The sequence below is a fragment of the Methylobacterium sp. 092160098-2 genome, assembly GCF_028920805.1.
In the GTDB taxonomy this organism is placed as follows: domain Bacteria; phylum Pseudomonadota; class Alphaproteobacteria; order Rhizobiales; family Beijerinckiaceae; genus Methylobacterium; species Methylobacterium fujisawaense.
Genome location: NZ_JAQPZJ010000002.1, coordinates 452,968 through 472,727, shown reverse-complemented (window position 1 = coordinate 472,727; position 19,760 = coordinate 452,968). Strand labels below are relative to the sequence as shown.

The 19,760-nt window shown below is 62.5% G+C and carries 14 protein-coding genes and 2 pseudogenes; 7 read left to right on the top strand and 9 right to left on the bottom strand.

Translation table 11 applies throughout. The features are described 5' to 3' along the window. From PQI07_RS27595 to PQI07_RS27565, 7 genes and pseudogenes are all read right to left on the bottom strand, one after another. Positions 1-2,235: a TnsB C-terminal domain-containing protein gene (locus PQI07_RS27595; protein ID WP_081948797.1), complete on the bottom strand. Its 2,235-nt coding sequence runs from the start codon at positions 2,233-2,235 to the stop codon at positions 1-3. Between the two features lie 270 nt (positions 2,236-2,505). Further along, the gene (locus tag PQI07_RS27590) at positions 2,506-3,705 is read right to left on the bottom strand and encodes an IS256 family transposase (protein ID WP_274928186.1); all 1,200 of its coding nucleotides are present in this window, start codon (positions 3,703-3,705) and stop codon (positions 2,506-2,508) included. A gap of 135 nt (positions 3,706-3,840) precedes the next feature. Beyond that, a complete protein-coding gene (locus tag PQI07_RS27585) occupies positions 3,841-4,482 on the bottom strand; it encodes a hypothetical protein (protein ID WP_274928185.1) in 642 nt (213 codons plus the stop codon). A gap of 700 nt (positions 4,483-5,182) precedes the next feature. Next, positions 5,183-5,761: an ABC transporter C-terminal domain-containing protein gene (locus tag PQI07_RS27580; protein ID WP_139239580.1), complete on the bottom strand. Its 579-nt coding sequence runs from the start codon at positions 5,759-5,761 to the stop codon at positions 5,183-5,185. A gap of 1,862 nt (positions 5,762-7,623) precedes the next feature. Next, positions 7,624-8,094 (bottom strand): hypothetical protein, encoded by a 471-nt coding sequence (locus tag PQI07_RS27575; protein WP_139239579.1) that lies wholly within the window; start codon positions 8,092-8,094, stop codon positions 7,624-7,626. 236 nt (positions 8,095-8,330) lie between these two features. Further along, positions 8,331-9,430, bottom strand: a protein-coding gene (locus tag PQI07_RS27570) for an IS3-like element ISMex11 family transposase (protein WP_089231740.1) whose coding sequence is annotated in 2 segments (ribosomal slippage) — positions 8,331-9,178 and positions 9,178-9,430 — 1,101 coding nt in all. Because the reading frame shifts where the segments join, the coding sequence is not laid out codon by codon here. Between the two features lie 78 nt (positions 9,431-9,508). Next, positions 9,509-10,551 (bottom strand): annotated as a pseudogene (locus PQI07_RS27565) (IS3 family transposase); the annotation flags it as partial. A 156-nt stretch (positions 10,552-10,707) separates the two neighbouring features. On the opposite strand from PQI07_RS27565, the gene PQI07_RS27560 reads away from it, so the two are divergent. The 4 genes and pseudogenes from PQI07_RS27560 to PQI07_RS27545 all read left to right on the top strand — a co-directional run bounded on the left by PQI07_RS27560 (position 10,708) and on the right by PQI07_RS27545 (position 14,914). Next, positions 10,708-10,908 carry a hypothetical protein gene (locus PQI07_RS27560; RefSeq protein WP_059410323.1) on the top strand — a complete coding sequence of 67 codons (201 nt, stop codon included), beginning with the start codon at positions 10,708-10,710 and terminating at the stop codon, positions 10,906-10,908. Between the two features lie 318 nt (positions 10,909-11,226). Further along, a pseudogene (locus tag PQI07_RS27555) lies at positions 11,227-12,640 on the top strand (TAXI family TRAP transporter solute-binding subunit). A gap of 170 nt (positions 12,641-12,810) precedes the next feature. Further along, entirely contained in the window at positions 12,811-13,716 is a 906-nt protein-coding gene (locus PQI07_RS27550; protein ID WP_179696864.1) for a tyrosine-type recombinase/integrase, read from the top strand. Positions 13,717-13,720: 4 nt separating this feature from the next. After that, entirely contained in the window at positions 13,721-14,914 is a 1,194-nt protein-coding gene (locus PQI07_RS27545; protein ID WP_043388075.1) for an IS91 family transposase, read from the top strand. 650 nt (positions 14,915-15,564) lie between these two features. On the opposite strand, the gene PQI07_RS27540 is transcribed toward PQI07_RS27545, so the two are convergent. After that, on the bottom strand, positions 15,565-17,025 hold the full coding sequence (locus PQI07_RS27540; RefSeq protein ID WP_059410299.1) for a M48 family metalloprotease: 1,461 nt from the start codon (positions 17,023-17,025) through the stop codon (positions 15,565-15,567). A gap of 18 nt (positions 17,026-17,043) precedes the next feature. Beyond that, positions 17,044-17,613 carry a LemA family protein gene (locus PQI07_RS27535; protein WP_059410300.1) on the bottom strand — a complete coding sequence of 190 codons (570 nt, stop codon included), beginning with the start codon at positions 17,611-17,613 and terminating at the stop codon, positions 17,044-17,046. 147 nt (positions 17,614-17,760) lie between these two features. Here PQI07_RS27535 and PQI07_RS27530 point away from each other — a divergent pair, with 147 nt between their 5' ends. The 3 genes from PQI07_RS27530 to PQI07_RS27520 all read left to right on the top strand — a co-directional run bounded on the left by PQI07_RS27530 (position 17,761) and on the right by PQI07_RS27520 (position 19,303). Beyond that, positions 17,761-18,429: a PspA/IM30 family protein gene (locus PQI07_RS27530; RefSeq protein ID WP_059410301.1), complete on the top strand. Its 669-nt coding sequence runs from the start codon at positions 17,761-17,763 to the stop codon at positions 18,427-18,429. After that, positions 18,429-18,698 (top strand): hypothetical protein, encoded by a 270-nt coding sequence (locus PQI07_RS27525; RefSeq protein ID WP_143739342.1) that lies wholly within the window; start codon positions 18,429-18,431, stop codon positions 18,696-18,698. Before PQI07_RS27530 ends, PQI07_RS27525 begins: the two co-directional genes overlap by 1 nt. An 80-nt stretch (positions 18,699-18,778) precedes the next feature. Then, positions 18,779-19,303: a hypothetical protein gene (locus PQI07_RS27520; RefSeq protein ID WP_059410302.1), complete on the top strand. Its 525-nt coding sequence runs from the start codon at positions 18,779-18,781 to the stop codon at positions 19,301-19,303. The last annotated feature ends 457 nt before the right edge of the window (positions 19,304-19,760 follow it).

Genomic DNA, 19,760 nt, shown 5'->3' with positions numbered 1-19,760 from the left:
TCAATCCTCCTCACCGAGGAGATCGCTCATATCTATTTCATCGGCAGGCATGTCATCGTAGATATCGACGATGTCCTCATCATCCGTATTTATTGCATTTATATTTTCTTCGCAGACCGCCTGGCTTTTATCTTGCGCCGCCAATTGGCCGAACAGATCAAGCGCAGTGCCGTCACGAACCAGACGCGTCAAAGCATGTTTACATACGCCGTCGACCATCACGCCGGTAAATCGTGCAGCGGTAACTGCACCGCGAGATGAACCAAGCTTCGAGGCTTTGTCGGTTTTGATGCCCATGCATCCAATCGACCGGCGGAACAGCGCCGAAAATCCATCCTCATAGTCGATCTTCGATTGCGGATTCTTTTTCTTCTGGCGAAGAAGCGCCTGTACAACTTCGTCCTGCCAAACAGTCCTGCCGTGTGCTGCCGCTGCGGTACAGGGAACAGCAATCTCTGAGGGAGTATCAGTATTAGGAACGGACACGAATATAACGCCGACGTCTCGTAGTGAAATTCTGCCAATCAGCGGAGTCATAGAGTTTTTGCGAACTCCGAAATTACCCGACGTACGGCGGATGCTCTGAAGCTCCGGGGATTGATAATGCTTGTTGCGCCACTGTATCCCCTCCCGGCCAGCGTTCACCTTTACCTCAATGGAGGCAAGAACGTCTACGCGAGCTTGTTCATCAGGAGTCAGAAGCCTAGGCTTATAGTTTCGCAGACCTCGCAGCCAGCGTTGCTCCGGGGTTTCCCAATCAAGACCTCTTTGGGGTCTGCGAGCGTAAACAGTGATAAAATATTCGTGCAGAAGCGCAACGAAATCATCTAGTTCAATAGCCGCCTCCTTCGCGGGGTTTGCAGCACCCCTGTCACGAGGGCTTGATCCGGTTCTTCCTTTAAGCCAAGAGACGAAATCATTCTCGAGCGTTCCAAAAAATCGTTCAATGTATGGTTTATCGTCTGGAAATCTGGGTCGCGCCAGCTCGAAGCCAATTCCAACTCTGCGGAGAGATCTCGCCATCTGTCTGCCGACGTACTCCCGTGCGCGATCGAACCGGACCTTGGTAGGCTTGCCATGTGCGAGCAGTGAGCCGCTGATATGCGGGAAGCGTTGAGCCACGTAGGTCTTTTCCTGAACGCCATGAGCAATGCACATCAAAGAAGGCAGCAGACCAGTACCTTCGAAAGACGGGTAGAATCCAACGGGATAGCCCGAGTAAACGTCTATCGCTAAAGTTATGTCCAATCTGCCTAACGCCGATTTTGACAACATTTGCCCGAGTTCTGTGCTTCCTAAAATGGGGATGAGGTCGATCGAGTGATGGTCAAGCTCCCAATGCTGATTGATACGTGTTGGCCGGACGAGTTTTCCGACGGCACCGAATTCCAAGTCCGCCGCATGTTTACCCTTTGTAGCTGCAAGCCGTATCCATCCGTCGTAACGATTGAACTCTGAAGTCACAGTTGTTGTTCTTACTGGCGGTATTTGGAGACTCTCCTCCAAATTTATTTCTTTAATTTTGGTGTTTACTTGACCGCGGATAATACCTGGCCGCAAGGCATGAGGTAGAGTGTCGGCTTGTTCACGAATGATCGTGGCAATAAGGTCCAGCACACGTTGGGATATTTTACGGTTGTATGGACGTTGGTAGTTGCCGTGGACGTTCGCCATCGGAGAGCCCTTCTTAAGCTCCGATCTCTGCAACCAACGCAAAATGCTGCGGGCCGATCGCATGGCCGGTGGATGAACGTCCTTTGGTAGAGCAGCATCTACGATTTCGCGAACAATCAATGCATTCGTTTCGTTTCGCGCGAACCTCTCACCTCGTTCTTCGGCGTCTCGGATCCTGCGCGCAAACTCTTCGACATATAAATCCTTCAATCCTGCAACTTCTCGCGCTTTTTTAGGAAGCGCCTCAAATTTCTCGTCATGCCTATACGACTCAGGCTCTGCATTTAGTCCGGCGATGTTTTTTCTACCAGGCCTTTTTATTTCGCCGAGCGCAATTTTGTGAATATATTCGGTCGGCAGCAGCTCAATCAGCCGAGGAGGGCCGGTTTCGGATTTGAAAATAAGTGGCGCACACCCTTCATCTTTATGAAGGAAACTAAACGGCCTTCCTTCGTAGATAATGAAAGCCCCGACCTCAAGATCGTCAGGTACAATATGATCTATGGTGACCGGCTCGATTGAGTCTTCGCTGCTCAGGTCCGCTTCCATGACGTCCGTCATACCTCGTCCCTCCGTCTGCCGGTGAGGAAGACAAGGCTCTCGTCTCTAGGGATTTCGTGGAGATCGATCCCGAGGAGGCCCTCACTTACACGCGCCAGAACCGTCCCCCGCGGGTCCTCTGCTTCACGCAGAACAGCGGACGCGGCATCCAGCGTCGTGGCGTTTTCGGCTGCGATAATATGTTCCCGGAGGCGGCGCCAATCGGTCGTGTCCCTGGGCGTGGTGTAGGTCGGTGAGGACCACCACGATCACCGGCTTGGGCCGGGAGGGTCAAGCTGCCAGTGTCGGCAGGCTGACGAGGGGATCATCGCCGATCGGGGCGATGCTTTCCAGGGTGAGGTAGCGGGCGCGCTGGACGGCCCATTCGTCATTCTGCTCCATCAGGATCGCGCCGACGAGGCGGGTGATGGCGGCCTCGTTGGGGAAGATGCCGACGACCTCGGTCCGGCGCTTGATCTCGCCGTTGAGTCGTTCGAGGGGGTTCGTGGAGTGGAGCTTGACCCGGTGGGCGGCCGGGAAGCCCATGTAGGCCAGCACGTCGGGCTCGGCGGCGTCCATCAGGGCGGCGAGCTTGGGCACTTTAGGCCGGAGTTGATCGGCCACCCGTCGCCACTGCGCCTTCGCCGCCTCCGCGTCGTCCTGCGCAAACGCCGTGGCGATGAAGGCCGAGACGACGCGCCGGCCGCTGCGGCCAGCGTGGGCCAGCACGTTCCTCATGAAGTGGACGCGGCAGCGCTGCCAGGTCGCGTTCATGACCTTGGCCACCGAGGCCTTGATGCCCTCGTGTGCGTCCGAGATGACGAGCTTGACCCCGCGCAGGCCGCGCCGGGCGAGCTTGCGCAGGAAGTCCGTCCAGAACGTCTCGGCCTCCGACGGGCCGACATCCATGCCAAGCACTTCCCTGCGGCCGTCGGTGTTCACGCCGACCGCCACGATTACCGCCACCGAGACGATCCGCCCGTCGTGGCGCACCTTCACGTAGGTCGCGTCGATCCAGAGATACGGCCACTCGCCCTCGATGGGGCGGTCGAGGAAGGCGCCGACGCGCTCGTCGATCTCCTGGCACAGGCGGCTGACCTGGCTCTTCGACACGCCGGTCCCACCCATGGCCTGGACGAGATCGTCCACGGAGCGGGTCGAGATCCCTTGGATGTAGGCCTCCTGAATCACCGCGGTGAGCGCCTTCTCGGCCATGCGGCGCGGCTCCAGGAAGCCGGGGAAGTACGAGCCCTTGCGCAGCTTCGGGATGCGCAGTTCGACCGTGCCGGCCCGGGTCTGCCAATCCCGGTCACGGTAGCCGTTGCGCTGGACTAGCCGCTCGGCGCTCTTCTCGCCGTGGGCAGCCCCGGTCAGGCCTCCCACCTCCAGCTCCATCAGCCGTTCGGCGGCAAAGCCGATCATCTCGCGCAGCAGGTCGGCGTCGGCGCTCTTTTCCATCAGCCCGCGCAGGGCCATCATCGCGTCGGTCATCGGGGGTCTCTCGGTTCGGGGTTGGCACTCGCAACCCGACCCTACCCGGCAACCGCCGATGACCACCCCACGAGGAAGCCCGCCCGCTATAGCGCTGTGGAAGGCGCGCGGACGGGCTCCCTCACTACCGGCGAGCTACACCACTGCCTGGGACACGACCCGCCAATCCCCCTCACTAATCGGACGTCCGCCATGTGAGACCAGTTCGTCCACTACCTCCGGTGCAGCCATGTTGGCGATATGAAGGTCTAAGACCAATTTCCATTGTAGGCCGCAGCGTGTGTAGGCTTGCCGCACGGCACGGAGGCGAGCGCGCACAAGTGCGGCTTTCTCCCATTTCCGGATGCCCGACTCGTCGTAGCGGTCGGCCGGTTTCGGTGGCCACAGATCACAAGCACGCTTATTCTCAAGTCGGAACCTTGTTCCACCTAAAATGCTTAGAAAGTCCGGAGTGTACTCGAAGGAATTGCCTTCGGTACCCGTAACGCGGATGGTTTCAGGCTGGGCGTAGAATGCGTCAACGGCGGAGTGAACGTCCATCAGCATGCTGCAACGCTCTTCGGTCACAGACTCGAAGACGGTGTGGTTCATCATCTTCCACGAGTAGAACCCGCCAACTTTCCTTGAGCCACCTTGAGTGATGATCCGCCGTACGGGTTCGCCAGTTGGATATCTGAATACCTCTACGCCCGGACCAAGGCTTTCCCAGACTTTTTCGGGTCCAGATTTATGCAGTATTCTTTTGTCAGCGCTCCTAAATACACGAGGTTGAAACATGACATCTCCTCCGATAAACTAAACCTCTCCTTCTGCGATCGGCAGTTCAGTCGCTTGGCCCGATAAATATGCTTATTTCTACAGGGAAAATTTTTCGTCTACTGCTGCCAATCCACACTCAGCCGCGCGCCATCTGCTCGCCGTGCTGTGCCTGCTGCCGTTATTGCCCGCGCCCCGGAACGGCTTGAGGAACGGCTACGGACCAACACGACGCGAGCTCGATGCATGAGGGAGTCGATGACACCTCTTGGCGGGGGCCGGTCCGGCACCCACTTCGCCGCGCTCGATATCCAAGGTTGGGAGCCGGATGGACGGGCCTTCCAACCTGCTGAGCTGTTTGCCCGCGGAACACAGGGGCGCGTGCTGAAAGCCGTCGACCGCCCAGTACCGACCGATCCCACAGGGGAGAGGCTTGCCTTTGACGTCAAAAATGCCAAAGTCTCAGCGCTCGGCCCGTGCCTCTGCTTGCTACAGCGGCATGGTACCTGCAGAGTGTCGGTCGAAGTCCCTGCTTGCCACAGGGGCTTCGAAACAGACGAATCGAAAGTGTCTGGAGGTGCGAAGCTGGTTGCTAGCCTGAGATTCGCACCTGGAAGGCGCGGCCCAAAAGGCCGCGCCTTCGCTTTGCGCTATTGCGCACCACCTTTCCGGCGGCCTCCCAGCTGTAAGCCGGTGAATTCATGCTTCCTCCGCTGCACAGTCATGCTGGCACGATTGCCAAACCTGGCGACTCGGAGTCAGTTGGCGCTCCTTTGATGGACCACCTCTGATCTACCCGACTAAATGACACGAGCTGAGACCGATGGAGAGCCGTCTTGCACTTCGCAAGCACGGATATCGAGACGGTCCCATCTTCAGCGAATCGAGAATTGATCTCCGCAGATGTGACGCTTGAAGGATACGCTGCTTCGATCATCTCGACGACCAGAAGCACGGCTTTTTGACGCGCTGGACACAGTTGGCGCGTCAATTCAGCCAGCTTGTCTCTATCAACCAACCGCTTCTTGTCAGTGGGTGCAGTCGTAGTATTTTTTCCCTTTATCGGCCGACTTCGCTGCTCAGAAGGACCACCTCGCATGTCGCCATTGATGGGTATGAGAGGTAAATGCCCTTGTCGCTCCTGATGTGGAACGGCCGCGGTCTCGAAAAATTCCATGGCTTCGAGCGTTCTCATACGCAGTACTGCGACTGCTCGCTTAGAAGCGATCTGCTGAACCTGCTGCTCCATGGCAGCGATTTCAGCCTCAAGCTGCTCAATCTCTCGACGTCGTTTCGACATCTGGGTTCGCTCCCTCAGGCGGAGACGAAGAGCAATCCTCGGCATTTTGTAGAGCATTGGACAGCGGTGGCAAGTGGCTTGGATGGACATGGACGATTGATCTCCGCTGCCCTCCAAAAGCTCCGGACACATTCGGATCGGCCCCGCTCCGGAACAATCAGCTGATTATCCGTACTCAAGGACGCGAGCTAGGACTTCAAAGCTGTCTTGGGTCCACAGTCCGATCTTGGATTCAAGGAACGTCGGACGGTTGTGCTTGGTGCGATTGGCTTCTCGATATCGAGAGTGACCAAGCCCTGGCATACAAGAGCAAGGATTGCATCGACTGGGTCGACTCGTGACGTCGAGATGCATGCGAGCAACTCCGCCAACTTGAGGCCATTCGGCGCAGCATCTAGCTTTCCTAAAATTCTCACTCTGTCTCCGATAGATACGATGCTCTTTCGAGTGGCCCATATTGCTCTTGCATTACTCGCTCTTGGCTCCCGCAGAATCGTCGATCTGCTGATTCTTATCTGGTCTTTCGCTTGGTTTGAGTCAGTGCTGTTGGTGTGGTCCCGAACGAGGGAAACACGCATCTGCCCGCCCAAAATGGTAACGATCAAGTTCAGCACTTCGTGGGGGAGCGGCTCGGACTCGGCTTCGAATGCTATCACAGACGGATCAAGGGATAGTTGGACAAGGGCATCACGGTGCCAGCGCTGATTATATCTGATCGGCCGCATGTTTTTTATCGATACAAAACTGTGACGACTCGCTTTCCGTCCAAATTCGTTCCTTAGTTCAGCTGGGGAGATTGGGTCCATCTTGATTGCCTCCATGCCTGCTCAGCTCGCACCGGCAACGCACGGATCGGCGAGACATTAACTCATCGCGGCGGCAATCATCGCGAGCCAGCTGCCATCATTAACATCCGACATCCGGCGGCATTGCCTCCGATCGGCCCCGAAATACCAGCATGGATACAGTATAGACAAAATGGCGCACCACCAAATGAACGCTTCTGGCGGATCTGTGAATCATGGGGATGCCCGTCACCGGTTGTTACTGTAACCGCTTGAGCCGTCTGATGTAATGAGCGACTTGTCCACGCTGCTCGGGATCGGTGCTATCGGAGGCGCAACGGGCAAATCGGAGTGGGAGCCCGCAGAATTTTTCGCTGCGCCTTCTCGGCCATCTTCTGGCGGATCCAGACCGAAGCAAGCGGCGCGCTGTGGGAGTCGAGCCTGGACCTTGGCGATGGACCGCCCAGCTCTCCATCTATTGAGCCCGCGCTTGCGTTTGGAAGCGGCTCCTCAGCCTCTCAGGAGTACGGCTCGCAAGGCGGCGCGGTTTCTCTCGACGGAACCAGCGGGCTCGCTCCGGAGAATGGGGCCAGTGGTTGCGAAATGACGGAGTTTGCAGCTGAAACCGAGACGATCGTTAGGCTCATGGCCGATCACTTGGTGGGTGTGCCACCACGGTGCGCGTGATCGCTGATGGCAAGGCCTCGCGACAGCCTTGATTGTGCCGGCGCAGGGTATGAGTGGCCGCTTGCGTTCCCGCTGCTCGATCAGCTTCCGGGCATGCTTAGGTAGGCTGTCGGCAATCGCGACCATGACAGCTACTTCTTCCGCGAGCACGTCTGGAGCAAGGACGCTCGGCCCGCGATCCCGCCGCCGAGGAATGAGTCTCCCGCCGCTTGCCCGAAATGACGCCTCAACGGCTGCAACCGGGTTGAGCAACTCTCAGCTCAACTGAAGGACCGACGTGCGGCGGCCAGCCGCTGGGGGAAGACGGCTACCAGCTTGGACGGTGCGTCCGTCTTCCCGTTGACCTCGAGACGTCGCGGGCGTTCGCGTGCGATCGACGACTGCGAGATGCTAACTTTCACCAGTAGTACTTCTGCTCATCTTGACATATTGGTGCTCTAACCAGCGGCGCATACTCGCAATCAATTCGGATTTTCGGCCACTTATAGCTGCGCGCGCAAGCATGTCGTCGAACACGATATCAAAAGCGTCCTTTCCCGCACCTCCTTCCGGCGAAATGGGTGCGCCGATATGCAACTCGAGAGTCAGCAAGAGGTCGACGAGATAGGCGATTTCGGGCGGTGGCCCTTCGCTGACCCATCGGCTCACGCTGCGAGTTGAACTGCCGACCTCCTCCGCGAATGCTGCATCCGTTCGCCCTAGCTCACGGAGGCGCGAACGGAATTCCGCGCCGGTCATATTCGTCAGATGACTCTTGGAACGCCCGACCACGCAGGTTCCTTCGATCGCAGGTGCATCGCAGCCACCTGCGAAGGTGCCTCGCTTGGAGCATAACATCATTCCTTCGTGGATGTTTGTCACTCCGCGTCGGCACTTGTGCGGGCTCGCTCGGGAGCTGGTGCAACGGCTCGCCTCCGCGCTCAGCTGGTATGAGGCTACGTGTGGGGCAAAGCCCGAGTGGGCGCAGCCAGCCAACTGGCGGATCAGTCGCGCGAGCTGACGTCCCCCCATCGCTTTGGTCCGGCGTGAGTGCGAGTTTTCCGGTTTTGTGAGGGTCCCCCGGATTTTGGTCCGGCCGAAAGGTGAGCCTCCGGATCTCATTCGGCGGCCTGCAGGGCCGCCGCCAGGGCGAATTCCTGGGGTGTCAGCCACCCCAGGGCGGTGTGAGGACGGCTCTCGTTGTACTGCCGCCGCCACGTCTCGATCTTGCTCCTGGCGTCGGCCAACGACAAGAACCAGTTCGCGTTCAGGCACTCGTCGCGCAGGCGGCCGTTGAACGACTCGACCAGCGCGTTGTCGGTCGGCTTGCCAGGGCGCGAGAAGTCCAACGTGACGCCGTTCTCGTAGGCCCAGCGGTCGAGTGCTTTCGAGACGAACTCAGGCCCATTATCGACCTGGATCGCGCACGGTGCTCCGCGCAGCATTGCCAAGCGGGCGACGACCGCCACGACCTGCTCGCCCTTGTTGCCTTGGTCGACCTCAATCGCCAGGGCCTCGCGCGTGAACGCATCGACGACCGTCAGAGCTCGCAGCCGGCGGCCATCGAACAGCGCGTCGGAGACGAAGTCCATCGACCAGCGTTCGTTCGGCCGGAGCGCGGCCGGCTGACGCTCACGGTGTGCCGCACTGACGTGCCGGCGGGGCCGCTTGAGCCGCAGGCTAAGGCCCTCATCCCTGTAGAGGCGGTGGACCCTTTTGTGATTCACCCGCCAACCTTCCCGGCGCAGCAGGATGTAGATCCTGAAGTAGCCGTAGCGCACCCGGCTCTTGGCCAGATCGCAGATGCGCATCCGCAGTGGTGCCTGATCGGGCTTGGTCGAGCGGTAGCGGACGCCCGACCGGCCGACGCCGAGCGCGGCGCAGCCGCGCCGCTCGCTCACCCCGTGCGCCTCCTGAACCTGGTGCACGAGTTCGCGTCGCCGAGCAGGCGTCAGAGCTTTTTTGCGAGCACGTCCTGCAAGATGTGCTTGTCGAGGCTCAGATCGGCCACGAGTTGCTTGAGCTTGCGGTTCTCGTCCTCAAGCTGCTTCAGCCGCCTCAGCTCGCCTGTGCCCAAGCCGCCGTAGAGCTTCTTCCAGCGGTAAAACGTCTGCTCGGAGATGCCCATCCGACGCAGCACCTCCGCGACCGGTGTCCCGGTCTCGGCCTGCTTCAGCGCGAAGGCGATCTGCTCCTCGGTGAACCTGCTCTTCTTCACGGCTCTGCTCCTCCCCTCAGGGTCTCACAAAACCGGAAAACTCGCACTCACGCCGGACCAAAGCGATGGGGGGACGTCATCGGCTCGTGTCTGGAACGCGGTGCGCCAGACCAACTCGCTCTTCAGCGTCTTGAAGAACGTCTCGACCATCGCGTTGTCGAAGCAATTTCCCTTGCCAGACATCGAAATCACGATGCCATGTCCTCGTAGTTCTGCCTGATACTCGTTTGAACAGTACTGACTGTCGCGGTCGGAATGATGGAGCAGATCTGATCCAGGCTGCCGGACGACGAGGGCTCGTCGCAGCGCGGTCAGCGCGAGTTCCTTGTGGAGACGGTCGCTCGCCGCCCAGCCCACGACCCGCCGAGAGTACAAGTCGAGGACCACCGCCAGGTACAGCCAACCCTCCCGCGTCCAGATGTAGGAGATATCGCTTCCCCACTTCCGATCCGGCCCGGCCGCCATGAAGTCCTGGTCGAGGTGGTTGGGCGCGATCGGGAAGGCGTGGCCGCTGTCCGTCGTGCGCCGGAAGCGGCGCGGCTGGCGAGCCTTGAGCCCGTTCTCCCGCATCAGCCGGGCCACGCGCCTTCTGCCTGCCGCCAAACCCTGCTCACGCAACTCGTGGGTCATGCGCGGGCTGCCGTACGTCTCGTGCGAGAGCGTGAACGCGGATCGGACGTGGGCAAGCAGCACGAGGTCCTCGCGCTGCCGCGTCGAGGCCGGACGACTCTTCCAGGCAAAGTAGCCGCTCGGACTGACATCGAGAACCTTGCACAGGCGCGCGACAGGGAAGTCCTTCTTCGCCGCGTCGATGAGGCGGAACCTCATCGACTTCCCTCCTTGGCGAAAAAAGCCGTGGCCCGCTTCAGGATCTCCCGCTCCTGGCGCAGCACCTCGTTCTCGCGCCGCAGACGCTTGAGCTCGGCGGCCATGTCCTCCTGCCGATCGGCCGGTGGGTTGTCCATCTCCCGCTCGCGTCGACCGTCGATCCAGTTGCGCAGCGTCGAGAGCCCGACACCGAGATCGGCGGCGACCTCGCGGCGGGACCGCCCGCTCGTCTGGGCCAATCGCACCGCCTCAGCACGAAACTCAGGGGTAAAGGTCTGCTTCCGGTCTGCCATCGGACCCCTCCTCCTTCAGGAAAAGAGCTCTCCACTTTCTCGAGGCAAGTCCAGATACCCTCATGTGTGCCTGTAGTCCGCCGCTACGATGGAGCGGGGCTCGGCCTCGCGAGCGCCATCTAGCCAGCCTATGCAGGGCGCCCAGCAGGAGGATCTATGGGTTACATCATCGCTGGCGCCAACCTCGCCAACACCGAGAAGCCGAGCGTCGTCCATCAGGCCGAGACAGCCACCGAGGCGCTTCAAAGAGTCCAGGAGCTCGAGGGAGACGGCTACCACGTGCGCACATCCACCGCTGAGGGCGAGGACCTATCGATAGCCACCCTGGCAGCCAGCATCGTGCTTGATGAGGCTTGATGAGGCACGCGAAAAAGCCCGCGCCGGCGAGCCGGGGGGTCCGAGAGAGGGAAAGCGCTTCCAAGCGTCCTCGATAGCGCTGAACCGGATCGCCGCTGAGTACCTTTTTTGGACATCCTGAAACGCGAAAACGGTGCCCCAGCCGAACGTCGACGGCGAGATTACCGGCTGAGCGGGCAGCCCCCCACATGCTCGCACGCGTCCAAGCAGGAGCGGCCGATTGCTCGGCGGCCTACTCCTCGCCCACTCGAAAACAGGCATCACGTCGCCCACCTGGGCAACACTATCTGGCAGGGCCGCGGCGGGCGAGGAGCGTGCGTGCGTAAGTTGGCATTTCCGGTTGGCCGGGAAGCATGGCTTCTTCTCGGTCTGGCGTTCCTTGTCGTCCTCGGGATCGCCGCCGCGCTCCACCTGATGCGGCCTACGGCGCTGACCATCGCGGTCGCCCCGAAAGGCGGCCCCGAGCCGGCCCTGTTACGGGCCTACGCCGACGAACTCGCCCGCAGGAAGCTCGGCATCCGGCTGACGGTGTCGGCTTTCGACGGGGTGCGCGAGAGTGCAGAGGCGCTCAAGACCGAAGGCCGACCTCGCGGTAGTCCGTCCGGACGTCTCGATGCCGGGGAACGGCCTTACCCTAGCCGTCTTGCGAAGGCTGGCGGCGTTCGTTGTCGCCCCCGCGCAATCCGGTATCAAGGATTTCCCGGATTTGGCGGCCAGGCGACTAGGCGTGCTGTCGAACAGGACCGCCGATAGGGCGCTGGTCGGCACCTTGGTCGCCCATTACGAAATGGAGCTTCTGACCGGCGCTCCAGGCGGCCCCCTACCGCAGAAGGCTGTCGCCCTCGTGCCGGTAGAGGAGACCGATGTGGCGGCCGCGCTTGGGGACGGCCGTATCGACGCGATGGTGCTGTTGACGACGCCTACGTCCTCGGCCGCGCGGCGGGTTGTCGGGCTGGTTCGAGAGGCGAGCGCCGATGGCGAGGTCGCACTGTTCGGCGTACCCGACACCGCCGCGGTGCTGGCGCGCTGGCCGCGCGTGCAGCCGGTCACAGTGCCGGCCGCCCTGTTCGGCGGCCATCCGCGCCTTCCGGCGGAGGACGTGGCGACAGTCGGCTCGTCTTACCGCCTGATGGCGCGGGCCGACCTGTCGCGCAGCCTCGCCGCGGAGGTGACGCAGCACCTGTTCGAGATGCGCGCGGCCCTAGCCGAGACCGTCCCGGCAGCGGAAGACGTCAGCCATCCGGATTATGAGGATACGGCGGACGCTACCAGCGCCCGCTTGCCCATCCACCCAGGCGCCATCGACTACTACGAACGCGAGCAGGAGACCTTCATCGAGCGCTACGAGAGCTGGATCTACCTCGTGGCCATCCTGGGTGGCGGCCTGGGCTCGACGGCGGCCTGGGTGAGGCAGCGCCTCGGGCGCATCCGCCGGGAGAGGATCGAAGTGGCCACCGCGCGGCTGCTGGAGCTCCGGTCCGACGCACGCCGCGAGACCGACCCCGAGCGCCTGGAGAACATGGCCGGTGAGGTGGAAGACCTCGCGGGCAGCATAGCGCGCCACGCACTAAACAGGCCAACCGAGGCGCGGACGCTAGGCGCCGCCACGCTGGCCATCGACGCGGCCCGCTCGACGATCCGGCGCGCTATCGTTCGTGAGGGATACCCCTCGCTAAATGACCAAGCCTCACCCCTCGACGTCTGCTTCCAGGATACAAGCAAGAATGGCTGAATGACCGGGATGGTCGCGAAGCAGACGGCCGGAGTTGGCCGAAGAACGAACCCGCTGCGCGGGAGGGTGCGTGTGGTGAGGGCGCGGTAGGGTCGGGACCGTCGCGCATCGTTTGAGGCCCGTCGGAGGCGGGTCGAGCATCGAGGCTCCTTCATCCGAGGAGCCCCACGATGCACGATCTTCTCCCCGCCAGCGCGGTCAGCCCCCTGCGCCAGCGCCTGATCGACGACATGAGCCTGCGCCGGTTCTCGCACGAGACCCAGCGCAACTACATCCGCGACGTCGGCCGCCTCGCCACCTTCCTCGGGCGCCGGCCCGACACGGCCACCGCGCAGGACCTGCGCCGCTTCCAGGTCGAGCAGCGCGAGGCCGGCGTGCCGGTGCCGACCCTCAACGCCATCGTCTCGGCATTGCGCTTCTTCTTCACCCACACCCTCGACCGGCCCGACCTCGCGCGCCAGCTCGTCCGGCTCGCCTATCCGCGCACGCTGCCGGTGGTGCTCAGCCGCGACGAGGTCACCCGGCTGCTCGACGCCACCACCTGCCTCAAGCATCAGGCTGCTCTGTCGGTGGCCTATGGCGCCGGCCTGCGCGTGGCCGAGGTCGCAGCGCTCAAAGTCATCGACATCGACAGCGCGCGCATGCTCATCCGGGTCGAGCGCGGCAAGGGCGGACGATACCGCAACGCGCTGCTCCCGGCGGACCTGCTCACCCTGCTGCGCCAGTGGTGGAAGGTCGGACGCCAGCAGGGCGTCATGCAGCGTGACGGCTGGCTGTTCCCGGGCCAGCATCCGATGAAGCCGATCAGCACCCGCCACCTCCACCGCATCGTGGTCGAGGCGGCCCGGGCGGCCGATATCGCCAAGCGGGTCGGCCCGCACACCCTGCGCCACAGCTTCGCCACCCACCTCTTGGAGGACGGCATCGACATCCGGGTGATCCAGGTCTTGCTCGGGCACGCCAAGCTGGAGAACACGGCGTTCTACACCAAGGTCGCCACCCGCACGGTACGCACCGTGACCAGTCCGCTGGACAAGCTGGGTCTGTTCAAGACGGGAGAGATCGCGCCCGGCTGAGACGGTGCGCGCCGCGATCGAGGTCGCCGACGTCTTCCGCGCTGCTGGGCCGGCCTACCGGGCGGCCCAGGCCGGCCACCTGAGCCTGCGGCAGCTCAAGGTCATGGCGGCGATCGAGCACTGCCGCACCGCCGCGCTCGGCGGCCACGTCGAGGGCTGCGGCGACTGCGGCCACCGGCGGATCGCCTACAACTCCTGCCGCAACCGGCACTGCCCCAAATGCCAAGGGGCGGCGGCCCGCACATGGCTGGCCGAGCGCGAGGCCGACCTGCTGCCGGTGGGCTACTTCCACGTCGTGTTCACCCTGCCGACGCAGGTCGCCGACATCGCCCTCCAGAACAAGGCCGCCGTCTACGACCTGCTGTTCCGCGCGGCGTCGGAGACGATGCTGACCATCGCTGCCGATCCCAGGCACCTCGGCGCCCGCATCGGCCTGACCGCCGTGCTGCACACCTGGGGCTCGGCGCTGACGCATCATCCCCACGTCCACATGATCGTGCCCGGCGGCGGCCTCTCGCCTGATGGTGCACGGTGGGTGTCGTCGCGGCCGGCCTTCCTCCTGCCGGTGCGGGTGCTGGGCAAGCTGTTCCGCCGCCTGTTCCTGGTCGGGCTGAGCGCGCTGCACGCGGCCGGACGGCTCGTCTTCTTTGGCGGCCTAGCGCCCCTGGCCGAGCGCCGCGCCTTCCTGCGCCATCTGTCCCCGGCCCGGACGAAGCGCTGGGTCGTCTACGCCAAAGCCCCGTTCGCCGGTCCCGCGGCGGTGCTGGCCTACCTGTCGCGCTACACCCACCGTGTGGCGATCTCGAACAGCCGGCTGATGAGCTTCGATGAGGCCGGCGTCACCTTCCGCATCAAGGACTACCGTCGCGACGGGCCTGAGCGCTACGGCACCCTGACGCTGGGCCCGCACGAGTTTATCCGGCGCTTCCTGCTGCACGTCCTACCCAAGGGCTTCCACCGCATCCGCCACTACGGTCTGCTCGCCAGCGCCGGCCGCCGGGCCAACCTCACCCGTATCCGAGCGCTGCTCGCCGTCCCGCCGCCGGTCATCCCGCCCGAGCCCACGGCGCCGCCCGACTGGCGCTCACCCTGCCGGTGCTGCGGCGGCCGCATGACGGTCGTCGAGACCTTCGGCCGCTTCCTGCAACCGCGCGGTCCGCCGACCGCGTCCGCCCTGACCGGGATGAGAGCACCGTGACCCGGCACGTCGTCAGCCACCATCATGCCGCCGGCCTTCGAGCCGCGGCCGGAGGAGCGTTGCGCCCCGACCGCCTCGACCCGCACTTCCGGCCGCCCGATCCAGACCGAGACCCGCCGGCCATCGCTCCGACCACCCCGTGCTGGCCGTCGGCCTGTCCCGGCGGATCACCCCGCCATCTCCGCCGAGCCCCTCGCCGGCCATCGCGCTCGCCCGCGCCATCAGGCCGGATCGCTCAATCCCCATAGCCGACTGCCTCGGTCTCCGCGGGTTCGTTCCTCGGAGACTTTCGTACGCCTGCCGGCGCCCGAAACTCTTCACGAAAGCCGACTGGCTGATTTCGGCACCGCGAGGCGCTAAACCGGACATCGCAGCATTCTTGCTACAGGCGTCTGTGACGCGCGTTTTGCCGACGTTTGAATAGCCGACACGGTTCTCCGACGCGGTTGCAATCGTTTTGGTCGACCGAGCATGCGTGGTCAGTGATCGTCGGGAAAACGTTCGTTTTTTGTACATAACGGTCGAAACAGCTGAATGACCGCTCCGGGTGGTTTCCTGCCTGTCCGCTTACGAGGACCGACGCAACCAAACCGGACCTGCAAACAGATCGTGCTGTTTGGCTGGTCGTGCGCTCGACCGTGCTGGATGAGTTAACGACCAACTTCTTTGTTCCGAATGATCTTAGTCGATGCAAAGGTGCCATCCGGTGCGTCGGCCATCATAGTCAACATCGCGCCAAACGGCCCAGCATGCTCGCTTTGTACGGAGAGGAACGCGCTCAACTCTTTCGGATCGCACTTTCGAGCCAGATGTGGAACGTTAGCCATTGAGGCGATCGCCCCAATATTGCAGGCCATACCCTTGGCTGCAGCCGCGAGGAACACGTTGAAGGGCTGCGGATCGAAGATCTCGATCAATACGGCTGGGCGGTCGAGGCGCTTGGCGTTGCAACACAGGATTGCTGCCACCGCCAAGATGACGCCGTAGCTCATGTTGCGGGTCAGGCCGAGCCAATTCCTTGTGTCGTCGGTGGCAACGCGACGGAGGGCGCTCATCGCTCGGAACGCCTCGCGCCGGCCGGGGCTGACAAATGCGTCGCACAGATGGTCGGCCGGTCGGCGCAGTGCATCCGGGCGCGTGTCGCGCCGCGCAGGTGCAATGAGTGCCATCGACCCGGTCATCGCGATGATCGCATTCACGCGCTCATCCATCCTCGGGTGTGTCGCCAGTCCGCCCTCGGCCGCGCCGTCGATCATCATCGCGTCTTGACCGGACGGAAGCCCAGCAATCGCGCTGTGGCCGTGCACCTTCCGCAAGGCCGAGATGAGGGCGGCCGGGTTTTGCGTAGCCTCCACGGCGACTGCGTCGGCGATAAACTCCCGGGATGAGGAGATCAGAAGCCGAACGAGCCGGCCCGCCTTCAGCGCCGACTGGGCGACGAAGCTGACGATCAGCACGAACACGAGGATCGGCGGAAACCACAACGTCAGGATCGGGAGACCCACGAGTTCCTTAAGCGGAGTGGTTTCCTTCATCCGCGGCGTAATCAACAGATCGAGCAGGCGCAGGCACACGTTGGCGGCCGCCATCAGGCGGATGTCGCCATTGCGGATGTGCGCGAGTTCGTGCGCGACCACTCCCGCCAGTTCGTCGTCGTCGAGACCATCGATGAGCCCACGGGTCACCACGACGACCGCGTCCTTGCGTCGGATGCCGCAGGCGAACGCATTCAGCGCACTTGAACGGATCACGCCGACATAAGGTACCGGCAATCCCATACTGAGCGCCAGCGGTTCGACGATGCGGCACAGGCGCGGCTCGTCCTGCTCGTCGACGAACGTGAACGCCATGACCCTGCGCACTGCGTGAACGTGCCAGAGCAGTAGCGCAACGAACAGGATGATGCCGGCGAGCGTCACCAGAACCAGGTAGCGGCTCGCGTAGCCGACCCAGGTGAAGACCGGCGCATGCTCTGGATCGAGGGCGGCAAGCGGCAAGTAGAGCGCTAGTACGGCTCCAACATGGAAAGCGGCGAGAAAGCCGGCGAACAGGACCAGCGAACGCCGGTCATTCGCGGCGATCCAGCCGAACAGGCCGTTGACGCGCAGCATATGGATCTCGCAGGCAAGTCAGAACTTGAAGGCGACAGGTTCGTCGATGAGGACGCGCTCGATGCCAAGGTCGAATGGCTTGCGCAGCTGCATCTTCCAGAGCCGCGCGATGAGGCTGCCGGGGAACTGACGCAGCGTCGCCCCATACTCGCCGACAGAGAGGTTGTAGAAGCGGCGCGACGCCGTGATGCGGTTCTCGGCGGCGACAAACTCGTCGCGCAGCGCCGTGAAGTGGCTCGATGCCTTCAACTCGGGATAGCGCTCGGCCGCCCCGATCAGGGCATTGATGGTCTGTGTTAGGTTCTTCTCAGCCTCAAGGCGTGCCTCGGGCTGGATCGCCGCGAGGGCGGCGGTGCGGGCCTGGATGACGCTGAGCAGGACATCGTGCTCGTGCTTGGCATAGCCTCTGACCGTCTCGACCAGCCCGGGGATCAGGTTCTGCCGGTGCTTGAGGTGCGCATCGATGTCGGCGAAAGCCGTCTCGCAACGCTGATCAAGCGCCACGAGCCGGTTCCGTGTCGCTACGACGATGTAGAACGGAGCGGCGGCCAGCGCGATGGCCAGCAGGACGAGACTGGTATCAATCATAAGGGCAAGCCTCTCCCCAACACACGTGCCAGGATAGAGGCGCCGGGTATAGAAACTGTTTATCTCACCGATAATTACTGTTCGGTATTAATTTAAATTCAATGGGCGACAGGCGATCCTGCTTCATGGATGCTGTTGAGGTGAGCCATGTCTGAATCCATCTTTTCACGGATATCGCGGATTTTATCGGCCTCTGTCGAGGACGCGATCGACAGGCTGGAAGCCGCAGGTGGCCCGGCTGTGATGCGCGAAGCCGTCCGTGAAGCGGAGCGGGCCATCGATCAGGCGAAGGCGGAACTCGAAAGCATCACGGTGCGTCGGCTGCAGGCAGCGCGCCAGCAACAGCTGCTCGCGAAACGCATCGAGGATCTGGGTGGTAAAGCCGCCTTCGCCGTCGATGAGGGCCGAGAGGATCTCGCCGAGGCGGCCCTGTCCCGGCAGATCGACTTTGAGACCCAAGCCAGGGCGCTCGATGATGTGCAGGCGCAGGTTCGGGTTGAGGAGGCAGAACTGGAGGCCGGCCTCGCGGCACTGGTGGCGCGCAAGGGGCAGATGGAGGAAGCGCTTGCCGCCTTCGAGGTCTCCAAAGGCGAGGCGGGGAATGGCTCCGGTTCCATGCGTCGTGAACACACGCCCGGTCAGCGGCTCGACGTTGCGGAGAAGGCGTTCGAGCGCGCCATGAAGGGTGTGGGCGGCGTCGGCTTCACACCGGCTGAAGCAGGGACGATCCACCGGGTTGCGGAGATCGACGCATTGCAGAAGAGCGCGGCCGTCGCCCAGCGGCTGGCTGCGCTCAAGGCAGGGCGGGCAGCCTGATGATCCGCAAGCCGACCGAAGTCTGGGGACGCGAGAGCGCAGTCGTCACCGGGGCACGATCCGCGGCCGTCGCCGGTGCTGCGGCGGCCAGAGCTGGCACGTACTATATGCGCGGCCTGATCTGCTGGAGTTTTGCCCTGCTTTGGGGCTTCGCGGCGCTAGCCGGCGGCCTCCTCGCTGGCAGCCTGCCGACGTTGCTCGGCGTCGGCGCCATGGCAGCCTTCATGGCTTGGTCCGGCAAACGGTTGTTCGCTAAAGCGCGGGGCTAACGTCCCGTCCTCGCTGAAATGTTTAAGTCCCGCTTACGCACCACAGCTGCACGCATCGCACAGCTATCGGAGGCAGACAGATGGTTCGGACCCTCCTGTTCCTTGCCGCCCTAACGTTCACGCTCGTAGGTCCTCTGGTGTACGCAGGACCACAGCTCGCGAGCGATCTGCAAGTCGGCGGACGCTGGGTACTGGTCGACGACCTGGCGATCAAGGAGTCGAAATGCACGCGCTGGTACTATCTCGTGTCGACGTGCCACATCGAGTACGTTGCTCGACGTGATCCAAGCCGCGTCGGCGGGACGCTCAACTATCTCGTGTTTGGCAGTTGGTCCGGTGAACGTGCACGCCTGCTGCGCGCGACCATGGATCCTAGTCGGATCGGGACCACGCTCGGGATAGAGCACATGCAGCAGCGGATCATCTCGTTTGGCGCTTTTGTGTTGATGCTGACCGCCTTCCTGCTGACGATCATCCGATCCGGCTTTTCAATCTCGCGGACAAGCAAGCCTCCTGTAGCCGACCTGAAGGTTGAGGAGCCTGCGCTGGCCACTGGCGTCCGAGCCTTTGGCCGAAGGCAGGACGGACGTGCCAAGCTAACGTGATTGCAAGCCCCTGCGACAAGCTGAGGAGAGCAGGCTCGGGTGAAGCCTCTTGGGTCCGAACCGTAGATCCGACGGTTTGAAGGTGGAGTCAGCCACGACTCGTCGTGCTGAAGTGGGTCGCTATAGGGATCCTACTGGTTGGTCGGCCCATAAAATTGCAGAGCGTAAGGCCTGAGTCGATCTAACATTGACGCACCACGAAGGATGCTCCCGCCACCTGATCGCTCGAAATCTGCTATTCTGCATTCGAGCAATCGCAGTCATCCGCGGCCATAGATTCCGAAGTCCGCTTTTAGCCGGATGAAGCACGAGCCTGGGTGACCGGTTTGGGTCGGCAGCGGATCCTTAAGGGCCGATCCGCACGTCCCCGAAGGTCTCACGGACGCGATCCAGAATGCCCACGTCTTCCGTCTCGACCTCACACTGATCCGCCCCCAATGAAGTGGTCCGCCCTTTG

Bases quoted from the DNA above. Each gene is read 5' to 3' on its own strand.
- PQI07_RS27550 (WP_179696864.1), top strand. From the start codon at position 12,811: ATGCACGATCTTCTCCCCGCCAGCGCGGTCAGCCCCCTGCGCCAGCGC.
- PQI07_RS27530 (WP_059410301.1), top strand. From the start codon at position 17,761: ATGTCTGAATCCATCTTTTCACGGATATCGCGGATTTTATCGGCCTCT.
- PQI07_RS27525 (WP_143739342.1), top strand. From the start codon at position 18,429: ATGATCCGCAAGCCGACCGAAGTCTGGGGACGCGAGAGCGCAGTCGTC.
- PQI07_RS27590 (WP_274928186.1), bottom strand. From the start codon at position 3,705: ATGACCGACGCGATGATGGCCCTGCGCGGGCTGATGGAAAAGAGCGCC.
- PQI07_RS27585 (WP_274928185.1), bottom strand. From the start codon at position 4,482: ATGTTTCAACCTCGTGTATTTAGGAGCGCTGACAAAAGAATACTGCAT.
- PQI07_RS27540 (WP_059410299.1), bottom strand. From the start codon at position 17,025: ATGCTGCGCGTCAACGGCCTGTTCGGCTGGATCGCCGCGAATGACCGG.
- PQI07_RS27580 (WP_139239580.1), bottom strand. From the start codon at position 5,761: ATGTCGAAACGACGTCGAGAGATTGAGCAGCTTGAGGCTGAAATCGCT.
- PQI07_RS27560 (WP_059410323.1), top strand. From the start codon at position 10,708: ATGGGTTACATCATCGCTGGCGCCAACCTCGCCAACACCGAGAAGCCG.
- PQI07_RS27595 (WP_081948797.1), bottom strand. From the start codon at position 2,235: ATGACGGACGTCATGGAAGCGGACCTGAGCAGCGAAGACTCAATCGAG.
- PQI07_RS27520 (WP_059410302.1), top strand. From the start codon at position 18,779: ATGGTTCGGACCCTCCTGTTCCTTGCCGCCCTAACGTTCACGCTCGTA.
- PQI07_RS27535 (WP_059410300.1), bottom strand. From the start codon at position 17,613: ATGATTGATACCAGTCTCGTCCTGCTGGCCATCGCGCTGGCCGCCGCT.